General features: G+C 38.5%; 26 protein-coding genes. 19 read left to right on the top strand and 7 right to left on the bottom strand.

Going from position 1 to position 23,880, the window contains the following annotated elements:
* The first annotated feature begins 43 nt into the window (after positions 1-43).
* From AC1FXP_RS02350 to AC1FXP_RS02335, 4 genes are all read left to right on the top strand, one after another.
* Entirely contained in the window at positions 44-748 is a 705-nt protein-coding gene (locus tag AC1FXP_RS02350) for a DnaD domain-containing protein (RefSeq protein ID WP_480058427.1), read from the top strand.
* A 26-nt stretch (positions 749-774) separates the two neighbouring features.
* Positions 775-1,431 (top strand): endonuclease III, encoded by a 657-nt coding sequence (gene nth / locus AC1FXP_RS02345; RefSeq protein WP_480058425.1) that lies wholly within the window; start codon positions 775-777, stop codon positions 1,429-1,431.
* Positions 1,428-1,943 (top strand): YpoC family protein, encoded by a 516-nt coding sequence (locus AC1FXP_RS02340; protein WP_480058423.1) that lies wholly within the window; start codon positions 1,428-1,430, stop codon positions 1,941-1,943. Before nth ends, AC1FXP_RS02340 begins: the two co-directional genes overlap by 4 nt.
* Before the next feature lie 98 nt (positions 1,944-2,041).
* The gene (locus AC1FXP_RS02335; protein WP_480058421.1) at positions 2,042-5,623 is read left to right on the top strand and encodes a dynamin family protein; all 3,582 of its coding nucleotides are present in this window, start codon (positions 2,042-2,044) and stop codon (positions 5,621-5,623) included.
* A gap of 48 nt (positions 5,624-5,671) precedes the next feature.
* Here the strand turns inward: AC1FXP_RS02335 and AC1FXP_RS02330 are convergent, their stop codons facing one another.
* Both AC1FXP_RS02330 and recU read right to left on the bottom strand, forming a co-directional pair.
* Positions 5,672-8,266: a PBP1A family penicillin-binding protein gene (locus tag AC1FXP_RS02330; RefSeq protein ID WP_480058419.1), complete on the bottom strand. Its 2,595-nt coding sequence runs from the start codon at positions 8,264-8,266 to the stop codon at positions 5,672-5,674.
* A 26-nt stretch (positions 8,267-8,292) separates the two neighbouring features.
* Entirely contained in the window at positions 8,293-8,901 is a 609-nt protein-coding gene (gene recU, locus AC1FXP_RS02325) for a Holliday junction resolvase RecU (RefSeq protein WP_480058418.1), read from the bottom strand.
* Between the two features lie 156 nt (positions 8,902-9,057).
* On the opposite strand from recU, the gene AC1FXP_RS02320 reads away from it, so the two are divergent.
* Positions 9,058-9,999, top strand: a complete 942-nt coding sequence (locus tag AC1FXP_RS02320; protein ID WP_480058416.1) for a DUF2515 family protein — start codon at positions 9,058-9,060, stop codon at positions 9,997-9,999.
* A 97-nt stretch (positions 10,000-10,096) separates the two neighbouring features.
* Here the strand turns inward: AC1FXP_RS02320 and AC1FXP_RS02315 are convergent, their stop codons facing one another.
* Positions 10,097-10,216, bottom strand: a complete 120-nt coding sequence (locus AC1FXP_RS02315) for an acid-soluble spore protein SspM (RefSeq protein WP_480058414.1) — start codon at positions 10,214-10,216, stop codon at positions 10,097-10,099.
* Between the two features lie 228 nt (positions 10,217-10,444).
* On the opposite strand from AC1FXP_RS02315, the gene racA reads away from it, so the two are divergent.
* Both racA and AC1FXP_RS02305 read left to right on the top strand, forming a co-directional pair.
* Positions 10,445-10,990, top strand: a complete 546-nt coding sequence (gene racA / locus AC1FXP_RS02310) for a chromosome-anchoring protein RacA (RefSeq protein ID WP_480058413.1) — start codon at positions 10,445-10,447, stop codon at positions 10,988-10,990.
* A gap of 105 nt (positions 10,991-11,095) precedes the next feature.
* The gene (locus AC1FXP_RS02305) at positions 11,096-11,476 is read left to right on the top strand and encodes a YppE family protein (RefSeq protein WP_480058412.1); all 381 of its coding nucleotides are present in this window, start codon (positions 11,096-11,098) and stop codon (positions 11,474-11,476) included.
* 43 nt (positions 11,477-11,519) lie between these two features.
* On the opposite strand, the gene AC1FXP_RS02300 is transcribed toward AC1FXP_RS02305, so the two are convergent.
* Positions 11,520-12,146 carry a trimeric intracellular cation channel family protein gene (locus AC1FXP_RS02300; protein ID WP_480058411.1) on the bottom strand — a complete coding sequence of 209 codons (627 nt, stop codon included), beginning with the start codon at positions 12,144-12,146 and terminating at the stop codon, positions 11,520-11,522.
* A 249-nt stretch (positions 12,147-12,395) separates the two neighbouring features.
* Entirely contained in the window at positions 12,396-12,593 is a 198-nt protein-coding gene (locus AC1FXP_RS02295; protein WP_480058409.1) for a hypothetical protein, read from the bottom strand.
* A gap of 247 nt (positions 12,594-12,840) precedes the next feature.
* On the opposite strand from AC1FXP_RS02295, the gene ilvA reads away from it, so the two are divergent.
* From ilvA to AC1FXP_RS02255, 8 genes are all read left to right on the top strand, one after another.
* Entirely contained in the window at positions 12,841-14,088 is a 1,248-nt protein-coding gene (ilvA, locus tag AC1FXP_RS02290) for a threonine ammonia-lyase IlvA (protein WP_480058408.1), read from the top strand.
* Between the two features lie 371 nt (positions 14,089-14,459).
* A complete protein-coding gene (locus AC1FXP_RS02285) occupies positions 14,460-15,092 on the top strand; it encodes a YitT family protein (RefSeq protein WP_480058406.1) in 633 nt (210 codons plus the stop codon).
* A gap of 272 nt (positions 15,093-15,364) precedes the next feature.
* Positions 15,365-15,886, top strand: coding sequence for a type 1 glutamine amidotransferase domain-containing protein (locus AC1FXP_RS02280; RefSeq protein WP_480058405.1), 522 nt, complete (start codon positions 15,365-15,367; stop codon positions 15,884-15,886).
* Positions 15,887-15,908: 22 nt separating this feature from the next.
* Positions 15,909-16,829, top strand: a complete 921-nt coding sequence (gene rnz, locus AC1FXP_RS02275; protein ID WP_480058404.1) for a ribonuclease Z — start codon at positions 15,909-15,911, stop codon at positions 16,827-16,829.
* 52 nt (positions 16,830-16,881) lie between these two features.
* On the top strand, positions 16,882-17,142 hold the full coding sequence (locus AC1FXP_RS02270; RefSeq protein ID WP_480058402.1) for a DUF2524 family protein: 261 nt from the start codon (positions 16,882-16,884) through the stop codon (positions 17,140-17,142).
* Positions 17,143-17,281: 139 nt separating this feature from the next.
* Entirely contained in the window at positions 17,282-17,635 is a 354-nt protein-coding gene (locus tag AC1FXP_RS02265; protein WP_480058400.1) for a thioredoxin family protein, read from the top strand.
* A gap of 7 nt (positions 17,636-17,642) precedes the next feature.
* Positions 17,643-18,080: a BrxA/BrxB family bacilliredoxin gene (locus tag AC1FXP_RS02260; RefSeq protein ID WP_480058398.1), complete on the top strand. Its 438-nt coding sequence runs from the start codon at positions 17,643-17,645 to the stop codon at positions 18,078-18,080.
* A 115-nt stretch (positions 18,081-18,195) separates the two neighbouring features.
* Complete coding sequence (locus tag AC1FXP_RS02255) at positions 18,196-18,618, top strand: TlpA disulfide reductase family protein (RefSeq protein ID WP_480058397.1); 423 nt, start codon at positions 18,196-18,198, stop codon at positions 18,616-18,618.
* 11 nt (positions 18,619-18,629) lie between these two features.
* Here the strand turns inward: AC1FXP_RS02255 and AC1FXP_RS02250 are convergent, their stop codons facing one another.
* On the bottom strand, positions 18,630-19,352 hold the full coding sequence (locus tag AC1FXP_RS02250) for a metallophosphoesterase family protein (protein ID WP_480058395.1): 723 nt from the start codon (positions 19,350-19,352) through the stop codon (positions 18,630-18,632).
* A gap of 177 nt (positions 19,353-19,529) precedes the next feature.
* Between AC1FXP_RS02250 and AC1FXP_RS02245 the strand changes: the two genes are divergently transcribed.
* Genes AC1FXP_RS02245 through AC1FXP_RS02230 form a run of 4 tightly spaced genes read left to right on the top strand, consistent with a single transcriptional unit; the run spans position 19,530 to position 22,826 of the window.
* Positions 19,530-20,657, top strand: coding sequence for a conserved virulence factor C family protein (locus tag AC1FXP_RS02245; RefSeq protein WP_480058393.1), 1,128 nt, complete (start codon positions 19,530-19,532; stop codon positions 20,655-20,657).
* Between the two features lie 11 nt (positions 20,658-20,668).
* Positions 20,669-20,887, top strand: a complete 219-nt coding sequence (locus tag AC1FXP_RS02240) for a hypothetical protein (protein WP_480058391.1) — start codon at positions 20,669-20,671, stop codon at positions 20,885-20,887.
* A gap of 27 nt (positions 20,888-20,914) precedes the next feature.
* Entirely contained in the window at positions 20,915-21,391 is a 477-nt protein-coding gene (locus tag AC1FXP_RS02235; protein ID WP_480058389.1) for a PH domain-containing protein, read from the top strand.
* On the top strand, positions 21,384-22,826 hold the full coding sequence (locus tag AC1FXP_RS02230; protein ID WP_480058387.1) for a PH domain-containing protein: 1,443 nt from the start codon (positions 21,384-21,386) through the stop codon (positions 22,824-22,826). The genes AC1FXP_RS02235 and AC1FXP_RS02230 overlap by 8 nt, the downstream gene beginning before the upstream one ends.
* Before the next feature lie 46 nt (positions 22,827-22,872).
* Here AC1FXP_RS02230 and AC1FXP_RS02225 read toward each other — a convergent pair whose 3' ends face one another.
* A complete protein-coding gene (locus tag AC1FXP_RS02225) occupies positions 22,873-23,853 on the bottom strand; it encodes a DUF2777 family protein (RefSeq protein WP_480058386.1) in 981 nt (326 codons plus the stop codon).
* Positions 23,854-23,880 lie beyond the last annotated feature (27 nt).

Genomic DNA, 23,880 nt, shown 5'->3' with positions numbered 1-23,880 from the left:
AGTTCATGCTATCATGTTATAATAATGGATGAGGTGTTTTGAAATGGATCATAATTTACTTTTGAAATGGACAACCCAAAGACAACTATCCATTCCTACTTTGCTGCTTAAGCATTATTCCGAATTAGGTCTAAAAGAAAGCGAACTAGTTGCTTTGTTACATGTCCAATCTTTTATTGAGGATGGAGATGGCTTCCCGACGCCCGAACTTCTTAGTGAGCGTATGACGCTGTCGATGAATGATTGTGCAGATATGTTAGGTCAATTAATACGAAAAGGGTTTTTAACATTAGATAAAAAATGGGATGAGCAAGGGATCCTATTTGAATATTATACACTTGAACCGTTATGGATTCGCTTAATCCATTTGTTAAAAGGAGAACAAGTGGATTCCGAAGAACAACAAAAAGAGAGCGAAGAAGGACTTTTATATAAACGTTTTGAAGAAGAATTCTGCAGACCACTGTCACCCATTGAAGCAGAAACACTTGGGATGTGGTTAGATCAAGATAGACATACAACGGAGCTAATTACTGCCGCTTTACGAGAAGCGGTAGTCTCAGGCAAATTAAACTTTCGTTATATTGATCGAATTCTTTTTGAATGGAAGCGAAATGGTGTGAAAACCATTGAACAGGCTCGCGCACATGGGGAAAAATTTCGCAAATATCAGCAACCGCCTAAACAAGAACAAAAAAGAGCAAACGCTAAATCATATCCTGGTTTTAGCTGGCTCGATCAATCGTAAGTCGTTTTAAGGAGAGGATTAGGTTCATGTTATCAAAGAAACAAACAATCGAAGCACTTGATGTAATTGCGGATATGTATCCGGATGCTGAGTGTGAATTAACTCATTCTAATCCTTTTGAATTAGTGATAGCTGTTTTACTATCCGCTCAATGTACAGATGCACTCGTAAATAAAGTGACTCCACATCTTTTTGCAAAATATAAAAAGCCTGAAGATTACCTAGAGGTACCATTAGAAGAGCTTGAGCAGGATATACGATCAATTGGATTATTTCGTAGTAAAGCTAAAAATATAAAAAAGCTGGCACAAGCATTACTTGAAGATTACAACGGGGAAGTACCTAAGGAGCAAGATGAACTTGTTAAGTTGGCGGGTGTTGGAAGGAAAACGGCCAATGTCGTTGCCTCAGTAGCTTTTGGAGTACCAGCAATCGCTGTGGATACACATGTCGAACGAGTTTCAAAACGTCTTGCCATCTGTCGTTGGAAGGATAATGTCCGCCAAGTCGAAGACACGTTAATGAAGAAAATCCCGATCGAACGCTGGTCAGATTCCCATCATCAACTGATCTTTTTTGGTCGTTATCACTGCAAAGCACAATCTCCTCAATGTGACATATGCCCATTACTTTCAATGTGTCGTGAAGGACAAAAACGAATGAAAGCAAGAGAGAGAATATGAAAATAGACATCCCGCAAGATTTTCAGGTTCCACCTTTTTACAACGAATCATATGTTAGTAAGGACGATACACTTTCGTCTTTAAAAGACATATGTCAAGCTATTCCCTTCTATTATGATATAACGATGGAAAAAAAGCCTTGGGAAAAAAAGCATACGTATGTTCCTCAGCTCCTCGAGTGGTGGAAAGATGAAGAGCCTGAACTTGAGCATTTCTATGCTAAACGAAATCCAAATGCAGCTAAAGGAAAAATGGTCATCATGACAGCCGTTTTTATCGATGCGCTATTTTGGTTGAATGAAACTAAAGTTCAAGGAATAACAACGGTAAGTAAGGACGTCAAGTCGCTACAATATAAGCCAGTAAATTGTGGAGAGAGGCTTGAATTTATTCTTACTGGGCCAATTCGTTATCATACGTATGTTCAGCTAAAAGCATTGTTTGTGGAGCTTAGAAAAATTTATGCAAAATCAAAAGTGATAGAGGCAAATAAAAACAAGCGAGGAAACTAAAAAAAGGACACTATTCCCTTTCTTCGTTTACATATTAATGATTTTTTCTTATTTATTTTCAGAATACATAGATAGATTTTGTAGGAGCAGGTGATCAGATGAGCAAAGCAATGGGGATAAAAACACCAATCAAGATTATTGAGGTAACAGAGAAAGAACGTGAACGTCAACGATTAGTAGATGAAAAAAGAGAAAGCGGTAAGTTTCAAGTATCCTTTTGTGGACATTTTTCTGCCGGGAAGTCAACGATCTTAAATTATTTACTTGGAGCAGAAATGCTGCCAACAAGTCCGATTCCAACGAGTGCCAATATTATTGGAATAAAAAATGGTGAATTAGGGCTTACGGTTCATTCATTGAATGGCGAGAAAAAAGAATGGACAGGGGAAATCCCTTGGCAAAGAGTAAGAGAATGGGGAATGAATGGTGGAGAGATTTCATCATTAACGATTGAGGCGCCTTTACCATTTTTAGGGGATCACAGTGTAATTTATGATACACCAGGGGTCGATTCAACGGATCCAACTCATCAGGCTGTAACATTAGAAGCGTTATATACAACTGATTTTATTGTGTATGTAATGGATTATAATCATGTTCAATCAGATACGAATTTAACGTTTTTAAAACAGTTATCCGATGAGAAGAAGCCTCTCTACTTAATTGTTAACCAAATCGATAAGCATGATGAATCTGAGCTGTCTTTTGAAACGTTTGATAAGTCCGTACGAGATATATTTGCGGCGTGGGGAATTAATATAATTAAACTGACTTACACGAGTATGAAAGCTCGTAGTCATCCACTAAATCAACTCACTCAATTTGAGCATGACATGAAAGCGGTATTATTTCATGGTGGAAAGCTTCTTCCTTATGCGAAGCAGCGCCTGCAACAAGGCTTCTACTTAAGCATCATTCATCGACTTGAAGAGGAGAAAGAAGATGAATTAGAACAAGTAAAAGAGCGGATGAAGCAGGAAGGTTACTCGGTAGAACAATTAGAAAGAAGGCATGAAGTAGCTGCAAAGTACGATGAAACCTTCCATGCTAAGAAAGTTTTTGAAGAGGCTTTTGAAAAAAAATGGCAAGAACTTGTTAAGGATGTCACGATTTTTCCATATACGACAACTGAATTAGTGCGTAATTGGCTTGAGAGCATCCAACCTGGTTTTAAAGTAGGGTTCTTATTTTCAAAAAAGAAGACAGAAGAAGAACAAGAGGCAAGATTAAAAGCCCTTATTGAAGAAACACAAGACAAAGTAAAGAGTCAAGTAGAGTTTCATCTTCATCAAATCTTTCAAGCGTATGATTTAACGAAGCTATCGAATCGAGAAAGCGTAGAACAAGAGCTTAAACATTTACATGCAACAATTGATCGAGACTTTTTCCAACAGGCCGTTCAAGCCGGTCCTAAAAATAGAGAATATGTCTACACCTTTACAAAGGAAAGGACTGCAGCTGTCATTAAGCAGCTTCGCCAAAAAGCAGCAACTGTACTTGATCTCTTGTCTAAAGGGATGGAAAAGCATTGGGATGAAGAACGAATCGAGTTAGAGAAAGAGCTAGAGATGTTACATGAGTTAGATGCTTATGTTATGCAGTTAACAAATATTAATGATCGTTTTACAGAGTGCATAAATGTTCAAAAAGAAAAAGTAAATCAATATCAAGATGCTGGCGCTTTTGAAAACGTTCTTGTCGAGACGATGGATAAACCGGTACCGAATTTCCCAAAAACCTCTTCCTTTGATTCAATTACTTTGCCGGAGGAGACAGTCATTGATACAGACTGGGAAGAAGAGCAAACGACCGAACAGATGGACTTTGATGAAGAAAAAGCGGGTCAGTGGGCGAAGCAAGTAGAATCTGTCCTTGATTCTTATCAGGAAGATGAACGAATGAGCTATGAGCGATCAGTCCTGACAAATAGAATAGAACGGTACCGAGACCAAACGTTTACAATTTCACTATTTGGTGCGTTTAGTGCAGGGAAGTCAAGCTTTGCTAATGCATTACTCGGTGAAACGGTATTGCCAGTATCGCCACATCCGACAACAGCAACGGTTAATGTTGTGAAGCGATCAGAAGAAGGTCACCGTTCTCGAACGGCCGTTGTGCAAGTGAAGTCAAAGGAACAATTAAACAAAGAAATTGAATCTGTAGCGTCTCAATTAGATACAAATGTACGTTTAGAAACGATTCATATGTGGAAAGAAGACACGAATGCGACAACAAGTTGGCAAAAAACATACCAAGCCTACTTAACAACATTAAAAAATAGTATCACAGATGGGAAGTGGGAGTTAGGGAGTTCTTTTGAAGTGAAGTTAGAAGAGCTGCAGCCATTTGTCGCAAACGAACATGATGCATGTCTCATTGAAAAAGTAACACTGTATTTTGACTGTCCGTTAACAGAAAAGGGGATTATCTTAGTTGACACACCTGGAGTCAATTCGATTCATGGCAGACATACGAATGTTGCTTTTAAACAATTGCGAGATTCAGACGCTATCTTTTACTTAACGTACTATAATCATGCCTTTTCAAAGGCTGATCAGCAATTTTTACAACAAATGGCAAAAGTGAACGAAGGGTTCCGAGCAGACAAACTTTACTTTATTTTAAATGCTGCCGATTTAGCTAGTAGTCCATATGAATTAAATGGTGTAAAAAAGCATGTGTATGATCAACTCGTTCAAAATGGGGTACAGCACCCGAGGCTTTATCCTCTTTCTAGTAAGCAAGGCCTTGCAGCTAAACGGGATGGTCGGTCTTCTGATGACTTGTTCGCCATGTTTGAGAAATCATTTTATCAAAATACGGTTACTGAATTAAAACGGTTAAGCTTTGAGTTAGTGAAAGAAGAGTCTAAACGATATAAAGCTATTTTAGAAAAAGGGCTCGAATATGCAAATGGGGAAGAGGCAACAAAAGCCTCGAGAAGACAGGAGATTGAGGAAGCCATTTCAGTTTGGAATGAGAAAATTCAATCCTATATGCCTCTAACTGCAGAACAAATGAGTACACATGAAGTAAGCCAGCTTTTCTTGTACTTACGTGACCGGGTTCGGTACGTATTAGGGGATCAATTTTCTGAGTCTGTTAATGTTTCTACTGTTGTTGGGAGTAGCAAGCGAGCTCAACAACAGGCGTTGCTTTCGTCATTAAAGGAATGGAGAAGTGAAGGAGAGCATTTTATCAAGCAAGAGCTCGAGACAACGTTTGTAAGGATTGAATTAGCACTCAACCAAGCCTTAGAAGAATGGATTGAAGAGACGATTCTGGAAATACGTAAAGACTTCCAGGCGTTTTCCATGTCTCATGAAATAGAAAAGGTGGATTTAAGCCCAGCAGAAATTAAGAGATATATCCCGATTGAGGTGGAGCCATATAAAAACTATTTCCAATCGTTAAAGGCGTTCTTTGAACAAGGAAAGGTGAAACAGCTTAAAGAAGACCTAGTTCAAGAAGGTGCGAAAAAAACAAGCGACGTATTAAGAGATATAGAAGGAGAAACAAAGGAACAATTACAACGAAACTTTGAGCAGTTAGTTCATGCAGCTAAACAATCCATGCAAACAGCTCTAAAGCGTGAATTAGATCGCTTCGATTCACTTTCTGATCCCAAGCACGTGGAGTCGTTAAGAGAAGAGCTCAAACAATTACACGCAATCAAGTAACAGTAGAATAATAACAAAGAGCCCCGCATGAATGCGGGGCTTCTTTGTTTATTCAGTATCAGCTTCTTCTTCAACTTCTTCATTTGTTGTTGTGTCACCGTCATCAGCTTGATCGTCATCATCATCATCATCATCTTCTGGCTCATCATCTTCGACTTCATCAAGAGGATCAGGAATCGTCACTTCTTCTTCTTCCTCAATATCTTCCTCGATCTCCTCTTCAACTTCTTCTTCAATTTCTTCTTCAATTTTCACTTCAACAGAAGCCGGGTCGCTTCGCAGACTACTATCTTCATCTGAAATAGCTATAACACGGAAGACATAACTTGAGCCTGGCTGCGGTTCACCGAATATATATTGCATTTCTTTCTTTCGGTCAAGCGTTTGAGCATTTCCGCCATCAATAGCTACTTGAATTTCAAATGTCACATTATCGGCATGCTCTTCTGGATAATCCCATGTGACAACAATTTGATTCGCGCTTTCTTCGTAGCTTGCCATTAAATTCGTAGGAGCATCAAGGCGTTTAAATTGTTCAGATACTCGAGTTGGCTCATTCCCACGAACGAATAGCTCATAAATGATTTCACTTTGTGGTGTGAAATCACTAGGCAGTAAGCCGGTAGAGCGTTCAACTCCAACACGTACAACGGAGTTTGGCATCGTGAAATCCTCTGTTTCAATATCAGCAGAGATATTTTGCATAATGGCTTTAAAGATTTGCTGAGCTGCTTGACGTGAATTTGCTCCACTTGGGAAGTAATTATTACTTATATCCTCTGGTTGACGAGAGAAACCTGTCCAAACAGAAAGTGTATAGTTGGTTGTATAGCCAGAAAACCAAATGTCAGGAACGGCGCCTTCAGGGTAACCGCGGGCTTCACGAGTTTCACGAGCAAAGTTTGTCGTACCTGTTTTTCCAGCCATTGGAAGGTTAGGTATATTGGCTACGCCACCAGTTCCATTTGTAACTGCCGTTTTTAACATATCTGTAATCATATAAGCTGTGTAATCACTCATCGCTTGGCTTGATTCCGGCTGCAAATTAATAATACGACCATCAGGAAACTCGACTTTACGAACCGTATATGGTTCTGTATACATCCCATTGTTTCCAAATGCTGCATAGGCCCCAGCAAGTTCTTTTGTTGTCACACCTGTGTGAAAGCCTCCTAGTGAATATGCTTCATCTATCTGCGTTTGTCCTTCTGGTAATTCAAATGTAAGCCCTAAGCCTTCACCAAATGATTGGGAACGACTTAGTCCAACTTCTTGTAATGCTTTTACGGCTGGGACATTCCTGGAACGTGCTAAAGCCGTACGCATCGACATAGGCCCTTGGAATTGACGGTCAAAGTTATTAATCGGTGTTCCGTCAGAATAAGAATGGGCTTCATCAATGATTCGGTGAGCGGTTGACCATTGTAAATATTCAATCGCTGGGCCGTAGTCTAGAATTGGCTTAATCGTTGATCCAGGCTGTCTGCGGTCATCAGTTGCAAGGTTATAACCACGTTGGTAGCCTGTATCTTCACGACCGCTTCCGAGCGCCTTAATTTGTCCTGTTTTCGTATCGAGTAAGGTAACCGCGGCTGTGAAATCTTCATTGTCAGGATAGACATTCACAAATTCATCAGTCTGAAGTACTCTCTCGACGTGCTCCTGTGCACTAACATCAAGTGTTGTATAAATTTTCAATCCTGCATTATAAATATCGTTAATTGTGATTCCTTCCATAGCTTCAAGCTCAGCTAGAACTTGATTATAAAAAGCTTCATATGGATAGGATTCACGTTCAGTTAACACTAATTGATCCGCAAGAGGGATCGCCATTGCTTCTTGAGCTTGCTCACTTGTAATTTTACCGTGGTGCTCCATTAACGATAGAACAAGATTCCGTCTACTTTCAGCGGCTTCAGGGTTTTTCGTTGGGTCATAGAAGCTCGGACGACGTGGGATTCCTGCAAGTAATGCAGCATCTGCTAAACTAAGTTCTTCAACAGATTTGTTAAAGTACGTACGTGATGCTAATTCCACACCATATACACCAGAACCAAGATAAATTTGATTTAAATACATTTCAAGAATTTGGTCTTTAGAATATTGTTGTTCTAGTTTAATAGCTAAATATTGTTCTTGAACTTTTCTCGTTAACTGCTTTTGTTCATTTAAAAATAAGTTTTTAACAAGCTGTTGGGTAATTGTACTAGCTCCTTCAGCTCCAAACCCTTCTCTAATATTTGCTCGAACAGCACCGAAAAGTCGTCTAATATCAATTCCAATATGATCTCTGAATCGAATATCTTCAACGGAGATAAATGCATCTTCCACAACTTGTGGTACGTCATGAATACTGACATTTTGTCTGCGTTCAGACGATTCTAATTGTGAGACAAACACGTCGTCTTGATCATAAAACTGTGACCCTTGTGTCAGCATAAGCTTCTCTTCGTCAAGAGGTGGAGCACCTTGAATCATTGCAAAGACGGTAATCCCTCCAGCAATAACAGCAATAGCAGATATTGCGACAATCGCTACCAATATTTTTTTCCAAATTCCTTTTTTACTTGTCTTTGTTTTCTTTTTCGATTGTTCACGGGCTTGACGACGCCCTTGCCTTGTATTCTTCGTTTCATTCGACATCGTAATTTCTCCCTTTCTCTCTAAGTTCATTTATCTTGTAAATAAACTGTGTCTATAACTTGTAAGTAATCAATACGTGGATGATATCCTATTTTAATCAAAAACCCCAATTTTTCAATATCTAACTTTCGAATTGATTTTCTAGATGTTTCTTTTTGTTCATAAAATCGTATTAAATGTTCGGCATCAAGCAAGTAAATTTCATCAGTAAGTGAAAAACGCAAAATGACAAAAGCAATTCCATTTTGTTGTTTTACTTGTTTCATATGTTCAATTTGATGCTTGTGAAAATTTTGCAATGGAAAAGAAGTCTTACTTTTTGTTTCCTTTGCTTCAAAATCAAGATAATGTCCCTTGTAAACTCCGTTATAATCGGTTGTTGATGCTTGTTTAAAATATGCTTCTTTGATCACTGCTGCACTACGTTTTGGATAGTCTACTTGAACTATTTGTACAGGTGTCGGCTTCTTATGAATAACAGCAATTGATTTTTCTAGGTAATATTGATTCGTTTCGTTTAAATCCTCTTCTAACGTCATTCCACGATTGCTATACGTCAACTCTTTTTTTTGAACTTTTTTTGTAGGGGACTTTTGCTCGTTAAAACGCCGTCCATTTGGATAACGTATCGCCATTATTTTCACAAACCTTTCAAAAGCTAAATCATTTATATGAATGGAACTACTGAAAACTAGAAACAGTAAAAGTAGACTCCATCACATAATCTTACCATAATAAGTCAAGTAACTGATATAGATTTTCTTGTAAAACTACCGAGGAGAAGTCAAAATATGAAGCAATCAAAAATTATAAATGAAATCAAAAGAAAAACCGAGAATGGCAACAGCGATAATATTTCACGTACCATAATGTATGAAGACTTCTATAATAAATATCCTGAAATAAAATGGGCTTTATTAGCAGGACTGGTATCAAGGAATGCTGGCTGGAATATGACGGATTTAAAAAGCAAATGGTTTCAACAATTAATAACGGGACCATTTAGTGACTTGTTGTTCCAAACATTTGAAAGGGCAAATTGGACGATTTTCGCTGATGCATATCCACAACTACTCTGGTACGAATTTTCTAAGAAACAAAAGCATGCTGACTTTTCAATACTTAAACAATTAGAAGTGTCGGAATTTATGCAAAAGGAATGGAAGTGGTTTTGGGATTTTGGAGATGAAGAAAGACTTTGTACATCATTAATTATCAATGAACAATTTACGATTGAGGAACCCGTTATGAAACATCCTCTTTATCGGAAGAAGGTTTTTTCATCTCTTGTTTATTTCTTAGAAGAACATGCTCATATGAGCTATGTCATTTTTCCAAGCATGGAGGAAAAAATATATGGCCTGTACGTCCGGAATTTTAAAAAGGTTAAGTCGAGGATTTGGTTAGGGAGGCAGTTACAATCCCTTTTATTTCACCCTGAGATTCATGATTCTATTTACCAATTTTGCTTAGCTACAGTTCCAACAGGTTCAAGAGATGATTATGAACAATACTTAATGTGGTCCACTGGAAATTCCAGCCCAATACTTAGAGAAACATATCCTATAGTAGCTCATCATTGGAAGGAGAAGATTGATTGGTCAAAATCGGTAAAGAAAACGGAGTGCTATTTCTCAAATCTAAAAAAAATTCAGCCTGTTGATCGAACGAAATGGTTACAAAAAAAATGGATTGAAATTTATTTAATGCAAAAGGTAAAAGGATCTCTTTGAATGGAAGAGGGGAGAACTCTAAATTAAACACACTAAAAGATATTAATTTAGGGTACTGAATCAGTTTCTTTAACTGCTTCAGTACCCTTTTCATACATTATTCAGCAGGACGGTTTGGTCCCCCCAGCTTCTTATCGCCTGTGTACCCTTCTTTTCTTTGTTCTTTTGTTTTATCTGCAGTATTCATTTCACTGTTACGTTTACGCTCTTTTTTCATATCGGACGCCTCCTTTCCTTTCTAGTATGTGATTCCACAGTCTTCGACATTCATAACGAGCGAGAACAAAAAATAACAAGTTTTGTCAAAATCCGAATGTGTTTGTTTTAGAAAGGGTTATTCTCACTTTCTTTGCCGAATCAGTTCTAGTTTTGTCAGGCTTGGAGGGATTTCATACGCTAGGGAGAATTCGTTGTACAAGACCAAAAATATAGGGAGGTACGTCTGATGGAAATGACTATGAAAACAAAAGAGGTATCTGAGCAGTTAGGTGTGAATCCAACAACGGTACAACGGTGGGCGAAATATTTTGGTTTAGTGTGTGAGACAAATGAACATGGACATTATTTATTTACAGATGAACATGTTGCGATTATGCGGAATGTGCAAGATCAACTTAAAGAAGGAAAACGGATGAAGGATATTCAAATAGAGGGTAACAATGTGAAGACTGTTGACGCGAAAAAGCATTTTGTAGAAACATCGGTATACGAAGAAAAGCTGGAAGCAGTTATGAGTCGGGTGAATGAATTAGATGAGAAAATCTCTCAAAAAGCAGATGATGTTGTTAGCTATCAGTTGTTAAAACATCGTACGGAATTAGAGGATATGATGAAAATGATTAAAAGTCTTGAAGAACGTCTTAGCGAGATGGAAAGTAAAGTTCACCAGCCAGTAAGGGCAGTATCAGACAATGATGAATTGCCTATGGTTGTTGGAGGAAACGTTAAACCGAAAAAATGGCGCTCTTTTATGCAACTATTTTCATTATAAGATTTTGTTCAAAAAGGGATGATTTTCCCTTTTTGAACAAAAATCAGATGACTTCCTTTTAATTAGAAGGGCCTTTCTGCTAAGATTGGGAGCGGAGGTGCTGGAATGAATGAAGTAAACTGTTCCCAATTAACTACTTTAACCGAAGAGTTACGTCGTTTAAATAAAGAAGCTGAAAAAATGTATGTTGAGACCGTAAGAGCAGATGAAGATTATGAACCTGATTTTTACGGAGTCGTTAAACCTTTTGCCGAAAATGTAGATCGTGTAAGGAGTGAATGGTTGCCATTGGCGAAAAATTTCGTTCAAAATGAGAAGCCAATGCATTTACATCCTAGTCAATTACAACAAACTGAAGAAAACCTAGAAATTGTTGCGATCAAGACTTTTTATAAAGGTACAGGGAGGAAGCGGCAAATGGAAACATATAAGTCAGTTGAATACGTTTTGAAACAACTGATCGATGCATTACAACAACAAAAATAGAAAAAGATGACACATTTCCATATTAGATGTGTCATCTTTTTTATTAGAGGCTTGTATTTGTTTTTTCGGGAAAGCTCTTTAACTCGCGTCTTGGGAGCTGCCATTTGTAATGAACCGATAACATCCTAAGAATAATGACAGACAAAAATAAAAGCGTATAGCCCATAGGAGTCGTGACAACATGTAGACCAATAAGCGCACCAGCTACCATTGTCCAGACAATGTAAATTTCTTGTTGCAAGAATAATGGCTTCCTTCCAGCAAGGACATCTCGTATCATCCCACCACCTGTTCCGGTTAAGGCAGCAGCTACAATAACAGCAGACAATGGGTGACCCATGTCCGTTGCATACATCGCACCTTGAATGGCAAAAGCGGAGAGACCAATCGCATCAAACAAAAGACCAAATTTAATCCATTGTTGATGCAGCAGAACAGGAAACAGGAAGGCGATCGTCATAACAACGATAGCAATAATAAATAAAGCCCCTTGTTCCCAAAGTGCTGAAACCGGAACCCCAATTAAAAGGTTACGTACAGCCCCTCCCCCGAATGCAGTAACAAGACCTAGAATATACACACCCATTAAATCATATTTTTCTTCCATCGCAACAATGGCTCCACTTAGCGCAAAAGCAATCGTTCCGATAATAGTTAGTACTTCCCACATCTCGGTCATCTCCTATTGTATCGTAAGCATGAAAAAGGAGTGTCTGTAACGAGGGCACTGAAAAAGGCCGGTTTTTCAGTGGCTTCCGGTTTTTACCTTTTCAGTGCCCTCGAAGCAATGTGCAGAGCCGTTGCCTTAGGTGTGAGAAGTGTCTCTCACCTAAAAAGCCTTCTATGAGTGGTTTTCTCATAGAAGGCGCGCAACGTGCGGAGCCCATTGCCTCCTCTTTTTCTTGGGTAGACAGTGTCATTAACCATTATCACGAAATGAATAAAAAATCATAGTAACAAGTGTTAATATTGACATAATTGTAAGAGCTAGGACAAGCATACCTGAAGGTTCACTGCTTGCTGCTTCTTCAGCTCCGCCACCTGCACCTAGTACTTGCGCTGGCAAAAGAAACAACACAAACATAATTGCTGTTAATAATGAAATCTTTTTTCCCATGGACCAACCCTCCTTGAATAAAACAAACAATGTTTCAAATGACATATGTATTTGTTATAAATTTCAATGTATCCTCTTTATTATAGTTACGAATGATTAAATAATCAATCATCAAAAAGTGAATTGAGTGCAAACGCCATCATTTGCTCTTTTCACGCATTGCAGGGGTTACGCAATGATAGCCGGTATGATAAGATATACGTATTGTAAAAATAGAGACAGTTTTTAAAGTGAAAGGATTACGATTATGGGAACCGTACATATTGAAGATATTATCATTGCGAACCAACGTTTAAAAGATGTAGTGACACATACTCCGTTACAAAAGAATGAAGTATTATCAGAGCGTTATCAATGTAACGTGTATTTAAAACGAGAAGACCTGCAAGTAGTTCGGTCATTTAAGATTAGAGGTGCGTTTCATCAAATCTCTAGTCTTACGAGAGAAGAATTAAATAATGGTGTTGTTTGTGCAAGTGCTGGAAACCATGCTCAAGGAGTGGCTTACTCTTGTCGAACGTTGAAAATTAAAGGAAGAATCTTTATGCCTTCAACGACACCACGTCAAAAAGTTGATCAAGTGAAATTTTTCGGTAAAGAATATGTTGACGTTGTGTTGTCTGGGGATACTTTTGATGACTCATTTAATGAAGCAATGGAATATTGTAATGAACATGAAATGGCATTTATCCACCCATTTGATCAAGAAAAGATTGTTGCTGGTCAAGGTACGGTGGGAATGGAGATCATGAATGATATTGATGAAAATATTGATTACTTATTCTCCTCGATTGGTGGAGGGGGATTAATAAGTGGAGTTGGGACTTACATTAAAAGCATTAGTCCACACACGAAAGTTATTGGCTGTGAGCCTGCAGGCGCTCCTGCTATGAAAGAATCGCTTAAGAAGGGGCAAGTACTCGAACTTGAAAAAATAGATAAATTTGTAGATGGCGCAGCTGTGAAGAAAGTTGGACAAATTCCTTTTGAAATTTGCCAAAATGTTATAGATGACATTGTATTAGTTCCTGAAGGGAAAATTTGTACAACAATTCTTGAATTATATAATCAAAATGCGATTGTCGCTGAGCCAGCTGGTGCTATGTCAATTACGGCACTTGACTTTTATAAAGAAGAAATTAAAGGCAAAACCGTTGTATGTGTTGTAAGTGGAGGAAACAACGATATTGGGAGAATGCAGGAAATGAGAGAGCGATCTTTAATTTATGAAGGACTTCAATATTATTTTATCGTTCAATTTCCTCAGCGTGCTGGAGCACTAAGAGAATTTATTCAAGAGGTTCTAGGGCCTGATGATGATATTACGCGGTTTGAATATACAAAGAAAAACAACAAATCAAATGGACCTTGTCTGCTTGGGATTGAGCTGAAATGCCGTGATGACTATCCTGGCCTCATAGATCGACTTTTGAAAAAAGGCTTTGATTACCAAGAAATTAATAAAGATGAGAGTTTATTTCATTTACTTATTTGAGGCTAACATGAGGCTTACTTACCGGACGGTCCAGTAAGTAAGCCTGAAAGAAATTATCAAGCTAATTGAAACGATTGATCAATTGATTTTATAAAGAAAAATAAAACGAGAACGATAGGTATGTTCTTTTATATATTTTGTTTTCAGAAATGAACAAAGTATATAACGTTATACCTATGATTGTTCTCGTTTTTTTATGTTTAATAATGTATAAAAAATTGCATATTTTCCGTTGTATAATTAAGATGTCTGTTGATAATATCTATTTGTCTGACAATTCTGATGAATAAAAATTCAGATGTATACATTGACCAATCTACTTTTTTCTCGTAAGGTAGATAGTATAGTAGAGGAAGTCGAGGTGAGGACTGGTGATAGAAAGATTAAAAATGGTTTCTTTAGTTATTTTAGGTTTATTCCTTACATCAATTGGCTTGAAGTTTTTAGCTTTACATGAGCTAACCTTTGGAGGAACAGCAGGACTTGCGACAGTATTAACGTTTGTGAGCCCATGGTCGTGGGGTGTGCTGTTTTTCTTAGTAAACTTACCGTTTTTCTGGATGTCATTTAAGAAGCTTGGTAAGTGGTTTACCATTTCTAGCTTTATGTCGATCATTGGGATCTCGATCGTTCGTGACGGGTTAGATCTATTGCCATTCTTTTCGGTCCCTATGTGGCTTTCAACCTTTTTAGCTGGATTATGCATAGGGTTTGGAGTCACGTTAGTTTTAAATAATGGATCCTCACTTGGAGGAATCCACATTTTGGCACTTTACATTGATCAGAAGTGGAAGGTCAATCGCGGGTTATCGATTTTTATCTGTGATTTATTAATTATTATTTTTGCAGGTCTTTTAGTTGGATGGGGTAATGCATTGCTTTCTGTTTTTGTGATCCTTGTAGCAAGTACGATCATAGGACGTTACAAAAAATCACAGATTAAAGCACCATCTGAACAACCTGTATATGAAAAGGCTCATACACAAACAATCAATGAATCATAATCAAAATGTAAGTGTGAATTGGTTTGTATATAAAGCCAGGCACAGAGATGGCAGTGGCTCCGTTTGCTACTCGCCTTTAGAGGAGAGCCCACTCCTTTAAAGGGATTTAAAAGATATAGCGACTCCGCACATTGCTTCGGGGTTATCCCAAAAGGTCAAAACCTTTTGGGATAACCCTTTTCTTGTGTTAACGGTTAAGAGCGTTATCGTTTTTGCTGATGATTTAGTCATGCTATACTTAAAATGTACATAAGTGAAAAGGAGTGATAGCAGTGCGATTAGAAGGCAAAAAAGTAATGGCTATTTTAGATGAGGAGTTCGAAGATTTAGAACTTTGGTATCCTGTTATGCGGTTGCGTGAGGAGGGGGCAACTGTTCATTTTGTCGGAAATGAAAAGGATAAGAAATATATAGGAAAGTATGGAGTGCCGGCTACTTCTGAATTTAGTTATCAAGAAGTATCATCTAATGATTATGATGGAATTCTTGTCCCAGGTGGATGGGCACCCGATAAATTACGACGCTATCCAGAAGTGTTAACTTTTGTCAAAGAAATGGATAAAGACGAGAAACCAATAGGTCAAATTTGTCATGCAGGCTGGGTCTTGATTTCAGCGAAAATTTTGACCGGAAGAAAAGTAACAAGCACACCAGGAATTCGTGATGACATGGAAAATGCGGGAGCAGAGTGGTTTGATGAGGCGGTCGTTGTAGATGGCCATATTATTTCAAGTCGTAGACCTCCAGATTTGCCTCCTTATGCAAAAGCATTTGCGGATGCATTAGCTAAGTAATAGAAAAGAATAGGTGAGGTATATGGAGTTTCATTTTTTAGGAACAGGTTCAGGAGTTCCTTCGACAAGTCGAAATGTGAGCGGCTTAGTTGTGCGTTTCTTGCAGAAGAAAAGCACGCAATGGTTATTTGATTGTGGAGAGGCGACACAGCACCAAATCTTGAAAAGTCCAATTACGTTATCAAAAATCGATCGTATTTTTATAAGTCATTTACATGGTGATCATTTGTTTGGCCTTCCTGGCTTGCTTTGTTCCAGATCTGCCCAAGGTGCCAAAACACCATTAACGATTTATGGACCAGATGGTGTAGAAACATTTGTCCAAACAGCACTCACCATTTCTAAATCATACCTTTCGTATGACATCCATTTCATTACGATTGATGAGGGCATGATATATGAGGACGATTCAATCAAGGTAGAAGTGATGGGCCTAGATCATGTTATGCCAAGTTTTGCCTTTAAACTAACAGAAGCCGATCAACAAGGGGCACTGAAAGTTGAAAAATTGCAAGAACTAGGTATTGAACCTGGCCCGATATATCAACGGATAAAACAAGGAGAAACGATTGGACTCCCTGATGGTCGAATTATCGATGGGAATGAGTTTCTTCATGAAAAAAAGAAGGGAAGAACGGTCGTTATCGCAGGCGACACAAGACCGTTACAGCAAATGATTTCTTTTAGTGAATCAGCTGATTTACTAATTCACGAAGGGACATTTCGAGAAGATAAAAAAAGCCATGCTGAACAATTTGGGCATTCGACGATTACAGAAGTTGCGTCACTTGCAAAACGAGCGAACGTTGGTCAGTTAATATTGACCCATATTAGTTCAAGGTATGCAGGGGCGGAGAATGAGTTTGAAGAAGAGGCTCGCTCAGTTTTAGGTGGGACGATTGTCGCTCATGATTTAATGGTATATAAGTTGAATAACGTTTGATTTAGTTGCGCAAAGTAAGATCATACATCACACATTATTAGGAGGAATGATCATGGCAGAGCGCACTCATCTTGAACATTTTCTAGAAAAAGCGGAAACAACACTTGAAGAAGCGCAGAAGACATTTGACGATTCACAGCGAGTACAAGAAGGAGACTACGGGGAGTACATACAAGCGCAAAGGAATTTGCAAGACTTAAATGATGAGCTTGGAACTCTTATGCATGCAGCGACTCCAGAGCAACGCGATCAATTGTACCGTACGCAAATTCAAGTAAATCAACTACAAAACCATTTTATTCTGAAACGCTAGTTAGGAATCGATTATCTTCGGGGTTGTCGTAAAGGTCAAAAGTAGGCCTTGGGCAACCCCTTTCTTGTTTATAAATGGATTTCTATGCATAATTGTTCTTTTTCTGCTAAAATAGGGAATGAAGAAATGAGGGAGTGAGATGGAGGAAATATCACATAGTATCTTGGAAAAAATGTTGGCAGCTCGATCCCCAATAATGGTTGTTTTCGTTTATACACCATTATGTGGAACGTGTAAGTTAGCAGAAAAAATGGTAGCAGTTGTTGATTCCACCTTTTGGTCATTGCCTATTTATTCACTAAATATTAACCACTCACCTGCATTTGCACAAAAGTGGAAGATCAAAAGCGTACCATGTTTACTATTGTTTCAAAAAGGACTAGGCGTAGAGCGAATTTATGCATTCCAATCGATTGGATTCATTCATGACATACTGAAGCCTTATGCGGCAGCTTGGTCTTTGCTAGAAAAAGAACAGACTGAAAGGGGATAAATAAAACATGTCAATGGCTTACGAAGAATACATGCGTCAAGTAGTTTTACCTATGAGAGCAGAATTAACAGAGAACGGTTTTAAAGAATTAACAACAGCTGAGGAAGTTGATCAGTATATGGAGCAAGCAGAAGGTACGACATTAGTTGTCATTAACTCCGTATGTGGCTGTGCTGCGGGATTAGCTCGTCCAGCTGCTGTAACGTCTCTTCAACACGACAATACACCTGAAAATCTTGTAACTGTATTTGCAGGTCAAGATAAAGAAGCAACTGCGCAAATGCGTTCTTATTTTGCGGATATCCCACCTTCTTCGCCATCAATGGCCATCTTAAAAGGGAAGGAAGTTGTTCACTTTATTCCGCGTGAACAAATCGAGGGAGCGGCTCCTGAAGATATTATTCGTAATTTAGCCCTTGCTTACAATGAGCATTGTAGTAAATAAACATAAGATTGGTGACTCAAACTAAGGTTAGATCGAGGGCACTGAAAAAGGAAGACCCTCCTTTTTCAGTGCCCTCCTTGAGTTCACCTTATTTTAATAAAAAGGGATGATTGAGATGAAACAAGCACCTGACTTTACATTGCCTATGGCAAGGCAGGAGAAGGAATGGTCACTTCATGAAGCCACTAAAAAAGTAACGATGATATCATTTTGGACTTCATGGTGTCCGGATTCACAAAGAGACTTACAAGCAAAACAGATGCTTTACCAATCAATGGAAACCGATCAAATTGATATGATGATGATTCATGTGACAGGTCGAGACCCAGAAGTGGACGTCAATGTATTTCTTGAAAAGAATGGCTATACGTTCCCGGTGTTAAAAGACAATGGAACGAAAGTGTATGATTTATACCAGTGCATGGGGGTACCAACAACTGTTCTATTAAATGAAAAAAAAGAGGTTGCCTTCATATATCATGATAAGGCAACCATTATGGAGATTATGAAAGGTGTTGCATCAATACTTGAGGCATAGGTCGGTTATGATTACGGTCTAACACCATAGAAAATAACTCGTCCCATTGTTTCGATGTTAGGATACCCACCTTGCTTATAAATTTCAACGACATGTTCTCTGTTGTATGGAACGCGATTTAAATGGAGGCGATGGCGTCCCTCCTCAATTTCGGCTACTAAATAAGAAGCGAGTGGGTGTCCGTCAAATGGCATACCAACACTTCCAGTATTTACGACATTTTTTCCATGAAGCGAACGGATATATGGATGGTGAATATGTCCATATACATAAAGGTCAGCGTCGTCTCTTTGCATAAGTGTATTTTCAATTTCTGATGTTTGATCAGGTAGTACGACGTCAAACAAGCTGTTAGGTGTCGCATGAAAAGCATGAACGATTGAATCTAACCCATCTTCTAATACCAATTCAGTTGGAAGTCCCTTCAAATATGTAAGGTCTTCTTCGCTAAGGCGCTGTAATGTCCACTCTCGTTCCTGTTTCATTATAGTAAGAGCGCTTTCAGGGACTTCTCCTTCGTTTATCCCGCGAACAAGCCATTCATCGGCATTTCCTTTAATGACATCCGCATCAAGACTGCGAACGATGTCTAAAACGCGCCTTGGCTCAGGACCACGGAAACATAAGTCACCAAGGAAACAAATCTTATCAACACGTTGAGATTGTACATCGCGCAATACCGCTTCTAAAGCAGTAGCATTTCCGTGAATATCAGATAAAAAAGCTATTCTCATTGAAAAAACCCTCCCTTTTGTTCTATTATAACAGACTAGCTCCATTTTTCATGTTTCTAATGATATTTTTTACATACTTGTTAGTATCTTGCGTGAGATTCATCTGATTGGCACGAAAATGGGTGCTATGATAAGATCAAAGGGAGAAGATATATAAAGCAGTGGAGGTTTTTCATTATGAAAATAATATCAATTGAACCAACACCAAGCCCTAATACGATGAAGTTGACGTTAAGTGAGAGTCTTGGTGAAAGTGCTAGAAATAGTTACACGGAGAAAAATAAGAACGAAGCCCCGGCATACATACAATCATTATTTAATATTGAGGGTGTAAAAGGTGTATACCATGTAGCAGACTTCATTGCGATTGATCGACATCCAAAGGTAGATTGGAAAATCATCCTTCCACATGTACGTGCTGTATTTGGAGAGGATGTTGAGTCACAATCAGAGAAAAATGAAGTAAATGAGCATTTTGGTGAAGTGAATGTATTTGTCCAAACTTTTAAAGGGATTCCGATGCAAATCAAATTATCAGATGGGGAACAGGAAAAACGAGAAGGATTGCCAGAACGTTTTTCTCTTGCGATTGCTAAGGCTCAAAAAGAGGACGACAATGTTGTGATGGAACGAAAATGGGTTGAAAAAGGCGTACGTTATGGTGAATTAGATGAAATTGCAAAAGACGTTGCTGAGGAAATATCAGCTGCGTATTCCCAAGATCGATTAAATGGACTCGTGGCGATGGCAAATGGGAAAGAGGATATCCAAGCTGCAAAGCGGGAACGGTTTATTGATGTCACGTTAGATATGCTTGATCAAGAAGATTGGCGTGATCGTTATGCTGTACTCGAGAGAATGAATCCAAAGGAAAAAGATATTCCTGTTTTAGCAAAAGCATTACAAGATGAGAAAGCATCAATTAGACGTTTAGCTACTGTCTATTTTGGAATGATTGAAACAAAAGAAGTATTGCCTTATTTATATCAAGCATTAGAGGATGCATCCGTTACTGTTCGCCGGACAGCTGGAGACTGTTTATCAGACTTAGGTATGGAAGAAGCAATCCCATCTATGATGGAAGCATTAAAAGATAAAAACAAACTGGTTCGTTGGAGAGCTGCGATGTTTTTATATGAGGTTGGAGACGATCAGGCAATTGAGGCATTAAGACAAGCTGAATCAGATCCTGAGTTTGAAGTTGCCTTACAAGTGAAAATGGCACTAGCGCGAATTGAAGGTGGCGAAGAAGCAAAAGGGTCTGTTTGGAAGCAAATGACCGAATCGCGAAAAAATAATGAATAGGGGTGGCAAGGGTGACAAAGGAAGCGGTGCTGAATGAGCTGAAAAGCCGAGAGATGGATGATATGGTGGAGCTAATTGAAGATGCGGAAGCAGGTCATCTTGAGGAGTTAGAGCTAGTGGAATCTATCGGCTTAGTTTATGACAAGGTACTAAACAGTGCCTTACTAAATGTATTGAAAGATTTAGGTGTACAAATTAGTTACGTAACAGATGAGGAAGAAGGCTCGTAGATTATTTTGATATTAGGAGGTTGTGCTTTGCGCCACGAACCATCCCAATTCTTATCTAAAAAAGCATTGCCAGTTTGGAGACTTCGCGCATGTTTTGAGAGTCTGTTTATTGCGCTCATCCCAATTGGTTATGGTGTTCTTGTATATTTCTTTTCTATTCCTTTATGGATCTTCTGGATATTACTAAGTGGGTTTATTGTCTATTTTGTTATTACGGTTTTTGTTATTCCGCCGATACGTTGGAAGAAATGGCGGTATGAAGTATTGGCAGATGAAATCGACTTACAGCGTGGGGTATTTATCGTTAAACGTACGTTAATTCCTATGACTCGTGTCCAACATGTTGACACAGAGCAAGGCCCGTTATTAAGAAAGTATAAATTAGCGGCGGTGTCAATATCTACTGCTGCTACCGTTCACCAAATTCCTTCTTTAACAATGGAAGTTGCAGATGAATTAAGGGATAGAATCGCTGAACTAGCGGCGGTGGCTGAGGATGAGTGAACTTAAGCGACTACATGTTGCCGCTATCTTTGTTTCATTCCTAACTACTTTACGAAGTTTTTTACTTCCGTTTATTTTAACTTTCTTTTTAGGTAGTACAAGTGATCAGGTAGGTTTTTTCCGGTTTGAATATATTTGGTTAGGGATACTTATTTTTGTCTTTTTGAGCGGTATTGCTCATTGGTTTACGTTCAAATATCGAATTGTGGAAGGAGAACTTTACATTCAAAAAGGACTCCTTATTAAAAAAAAGCGCTATATTCAACAGAAGCGTGTCCAAAGTATCGATATTACGGCAGGGGTGTTTCAACGATTATTTGGTTTAGTAAAAGTGAAAATTGAAACCGCTGGCGGGGGAGCAGAGCCAGAGGTGAGCTTGATTGCTATAAGTCGTGAAGAAGCTGAGGAAATTCGTTCTGAACTTCTAAAAAAACAGGTGGAAGCCTCAATGGATGAAGGGGATCAAAAGGAAGAACAAGCAGATTTTATTTGGCATTTGTCTTCAAATCGTTTATTCATTGCCGCTTTGACATCTAGTGGGTTAGGGTTAACGATCTCCGCGGTAGCTGCATTATTTAGCCAAGTTGAACAATTTCTACCGGAAGCGATTTATGAACAAGTATTTGGTTTTTTGTCAGGTTCAGGAGTGGCAATCATTCTCATGATTATCGTTTTTGTTGTAGTTATATCTTGGTGCATTTCGTTTTTGGGGACACTTTTGAAATATGGTCGGTTCAAAATTGAGAAGTTCGACAATGAGTTGGTCATTTCTAGAGGGTTGCTTGAGCGCAGGCAACTAACGATACACACGCATAAAGTGACGGCTGTACGTGTTGTTCGAAATTTATTTCGCCACCCCTTTGGTTTCGGCTCTGTATATGTTGAAAGTGCTGGTGGAGGGACAAATGATGAACAATTATCGACCGTCCTTTTTCCTATCACTAAAGATGAAGAGATGATTGAGGTGTTGTCTAAAATTTTACCGAAGTATGCCGAAGGATTTGAAATAACGCCTGTTCCTAGACGATCACTCATTCGTTTTTTCATTCGGTCAACAGCAGTTCCTTTACTAGCTACAATCATTATTGGGTGGTTCATCCATCCTGCTGGTTATTATGGGTTTATTCTTGTTGCCATATGCCTTGTTTTTGGTTTTTGGCAATACCGAGATGCCGGGGCAGGAATCACTCACACACATGTATGGATTCGTTATCGGAAAATAAGTCAAATGCTCGTTGTCTCAGAAAAACCTAAAATTCAAGCAGCTGAAATACAGACATCCTTTTTTCAAAGGCGAAAACAATTAGCTACCTTCCGCTTTTCGATATTATCAAGTGTTATTGGAAAATCATTTACCGTCGTAGATCTTGACAGAAAGACAGCTGATCAGTTGCTTAAATGGTATTCAGGCCGAACAAACATAATAGATGAATAAAAAAAGCCCTTTACTCCTATTCAATTATAGAGTAAAGGGCTTGTCATTATAGAGAATATTCATTTGTATATGTGGCGATTGCTCGTTTTCCTTGATCGGTCGTAAATTCAAACCGATCGTAAATTCGATCATTTTTGTAATGATGAAGGGTTCGTTCATAATGATGCTGCACGAGGATCATACCTTCAGGGCCTTTATAAAGTAAAAAATTAGCACCACGAAACGTTCTTTGATTTTTTGTATTTAGTAGTTGAGTTAATAGTGAGTTATGACAATCTACCAAATCTTCGTGAGTAAGTTGGAAATGTTCCAAGTTTTTTTCAAGAGATGATAGAGCAGCCGGCTCTAGTTCATTCCGAAGAATGACATAAGGATCAAATTGTTCACGATCGATCATAAAGAGATCGCCTTCTTTTGGGCTATATCGATATCCGTGCTCTGAAACAAATATACCATTTCGATCATATGTACCAATCATTTTTTTATTTTGCGCTTCCCACTTCATCGTAAAAGGACAGTCCTCTAAATCAAGTCGTTCTTCGTTCTCGTCAATTAAAATAAAGCGATCGCCATCGTGGTGAAACGTATAGGTGATAACGTCAGAGTGTTTGTTTGATTGGAAGTTATCGAGATTTACATTAGAAGTAGAAAAATAGTGCAATAACATATCTTGTTTTGTTTTAAGAGTTTCAATTTCCCTTTGCCACTCTAAATGTCGGGTTCTTACAGCTTTATTGACACTCATCTCAAATGTATCTGGAAGATTGTCTTCTGATACTACCGATAACTTCATTCCTTCAAATTCAAGTGTTTCTCCTTGTTTATATAGAAGCGGCTGGATTTTTGTGTGCTTTTCCCTATCTACTAAATTAGGTAGGTCAAAAACGCCTTGGATAACAACAATACCCCGCCATGGTTTTCTAGGTTCAGCAATTACTTTCTCTAGTATACCGTAATAAGTACCTAAATCACCCTCATCTATTTTCACCACATTGCCAATGTTTGATTGTGCTTGTTTCCGGTCCATAAAACCCCTCACTTCATCGGTGATTGT

The sequence above is a fragment of the Halalkalibacter sp. HAAS-P013 genome, from assembly GCF_056619925.1.
The sequence above is the reverse complement of the archived record's forward strand: the minus strand, read 5'-3'. Positions and strand labels throughout refer to the sequence as shown.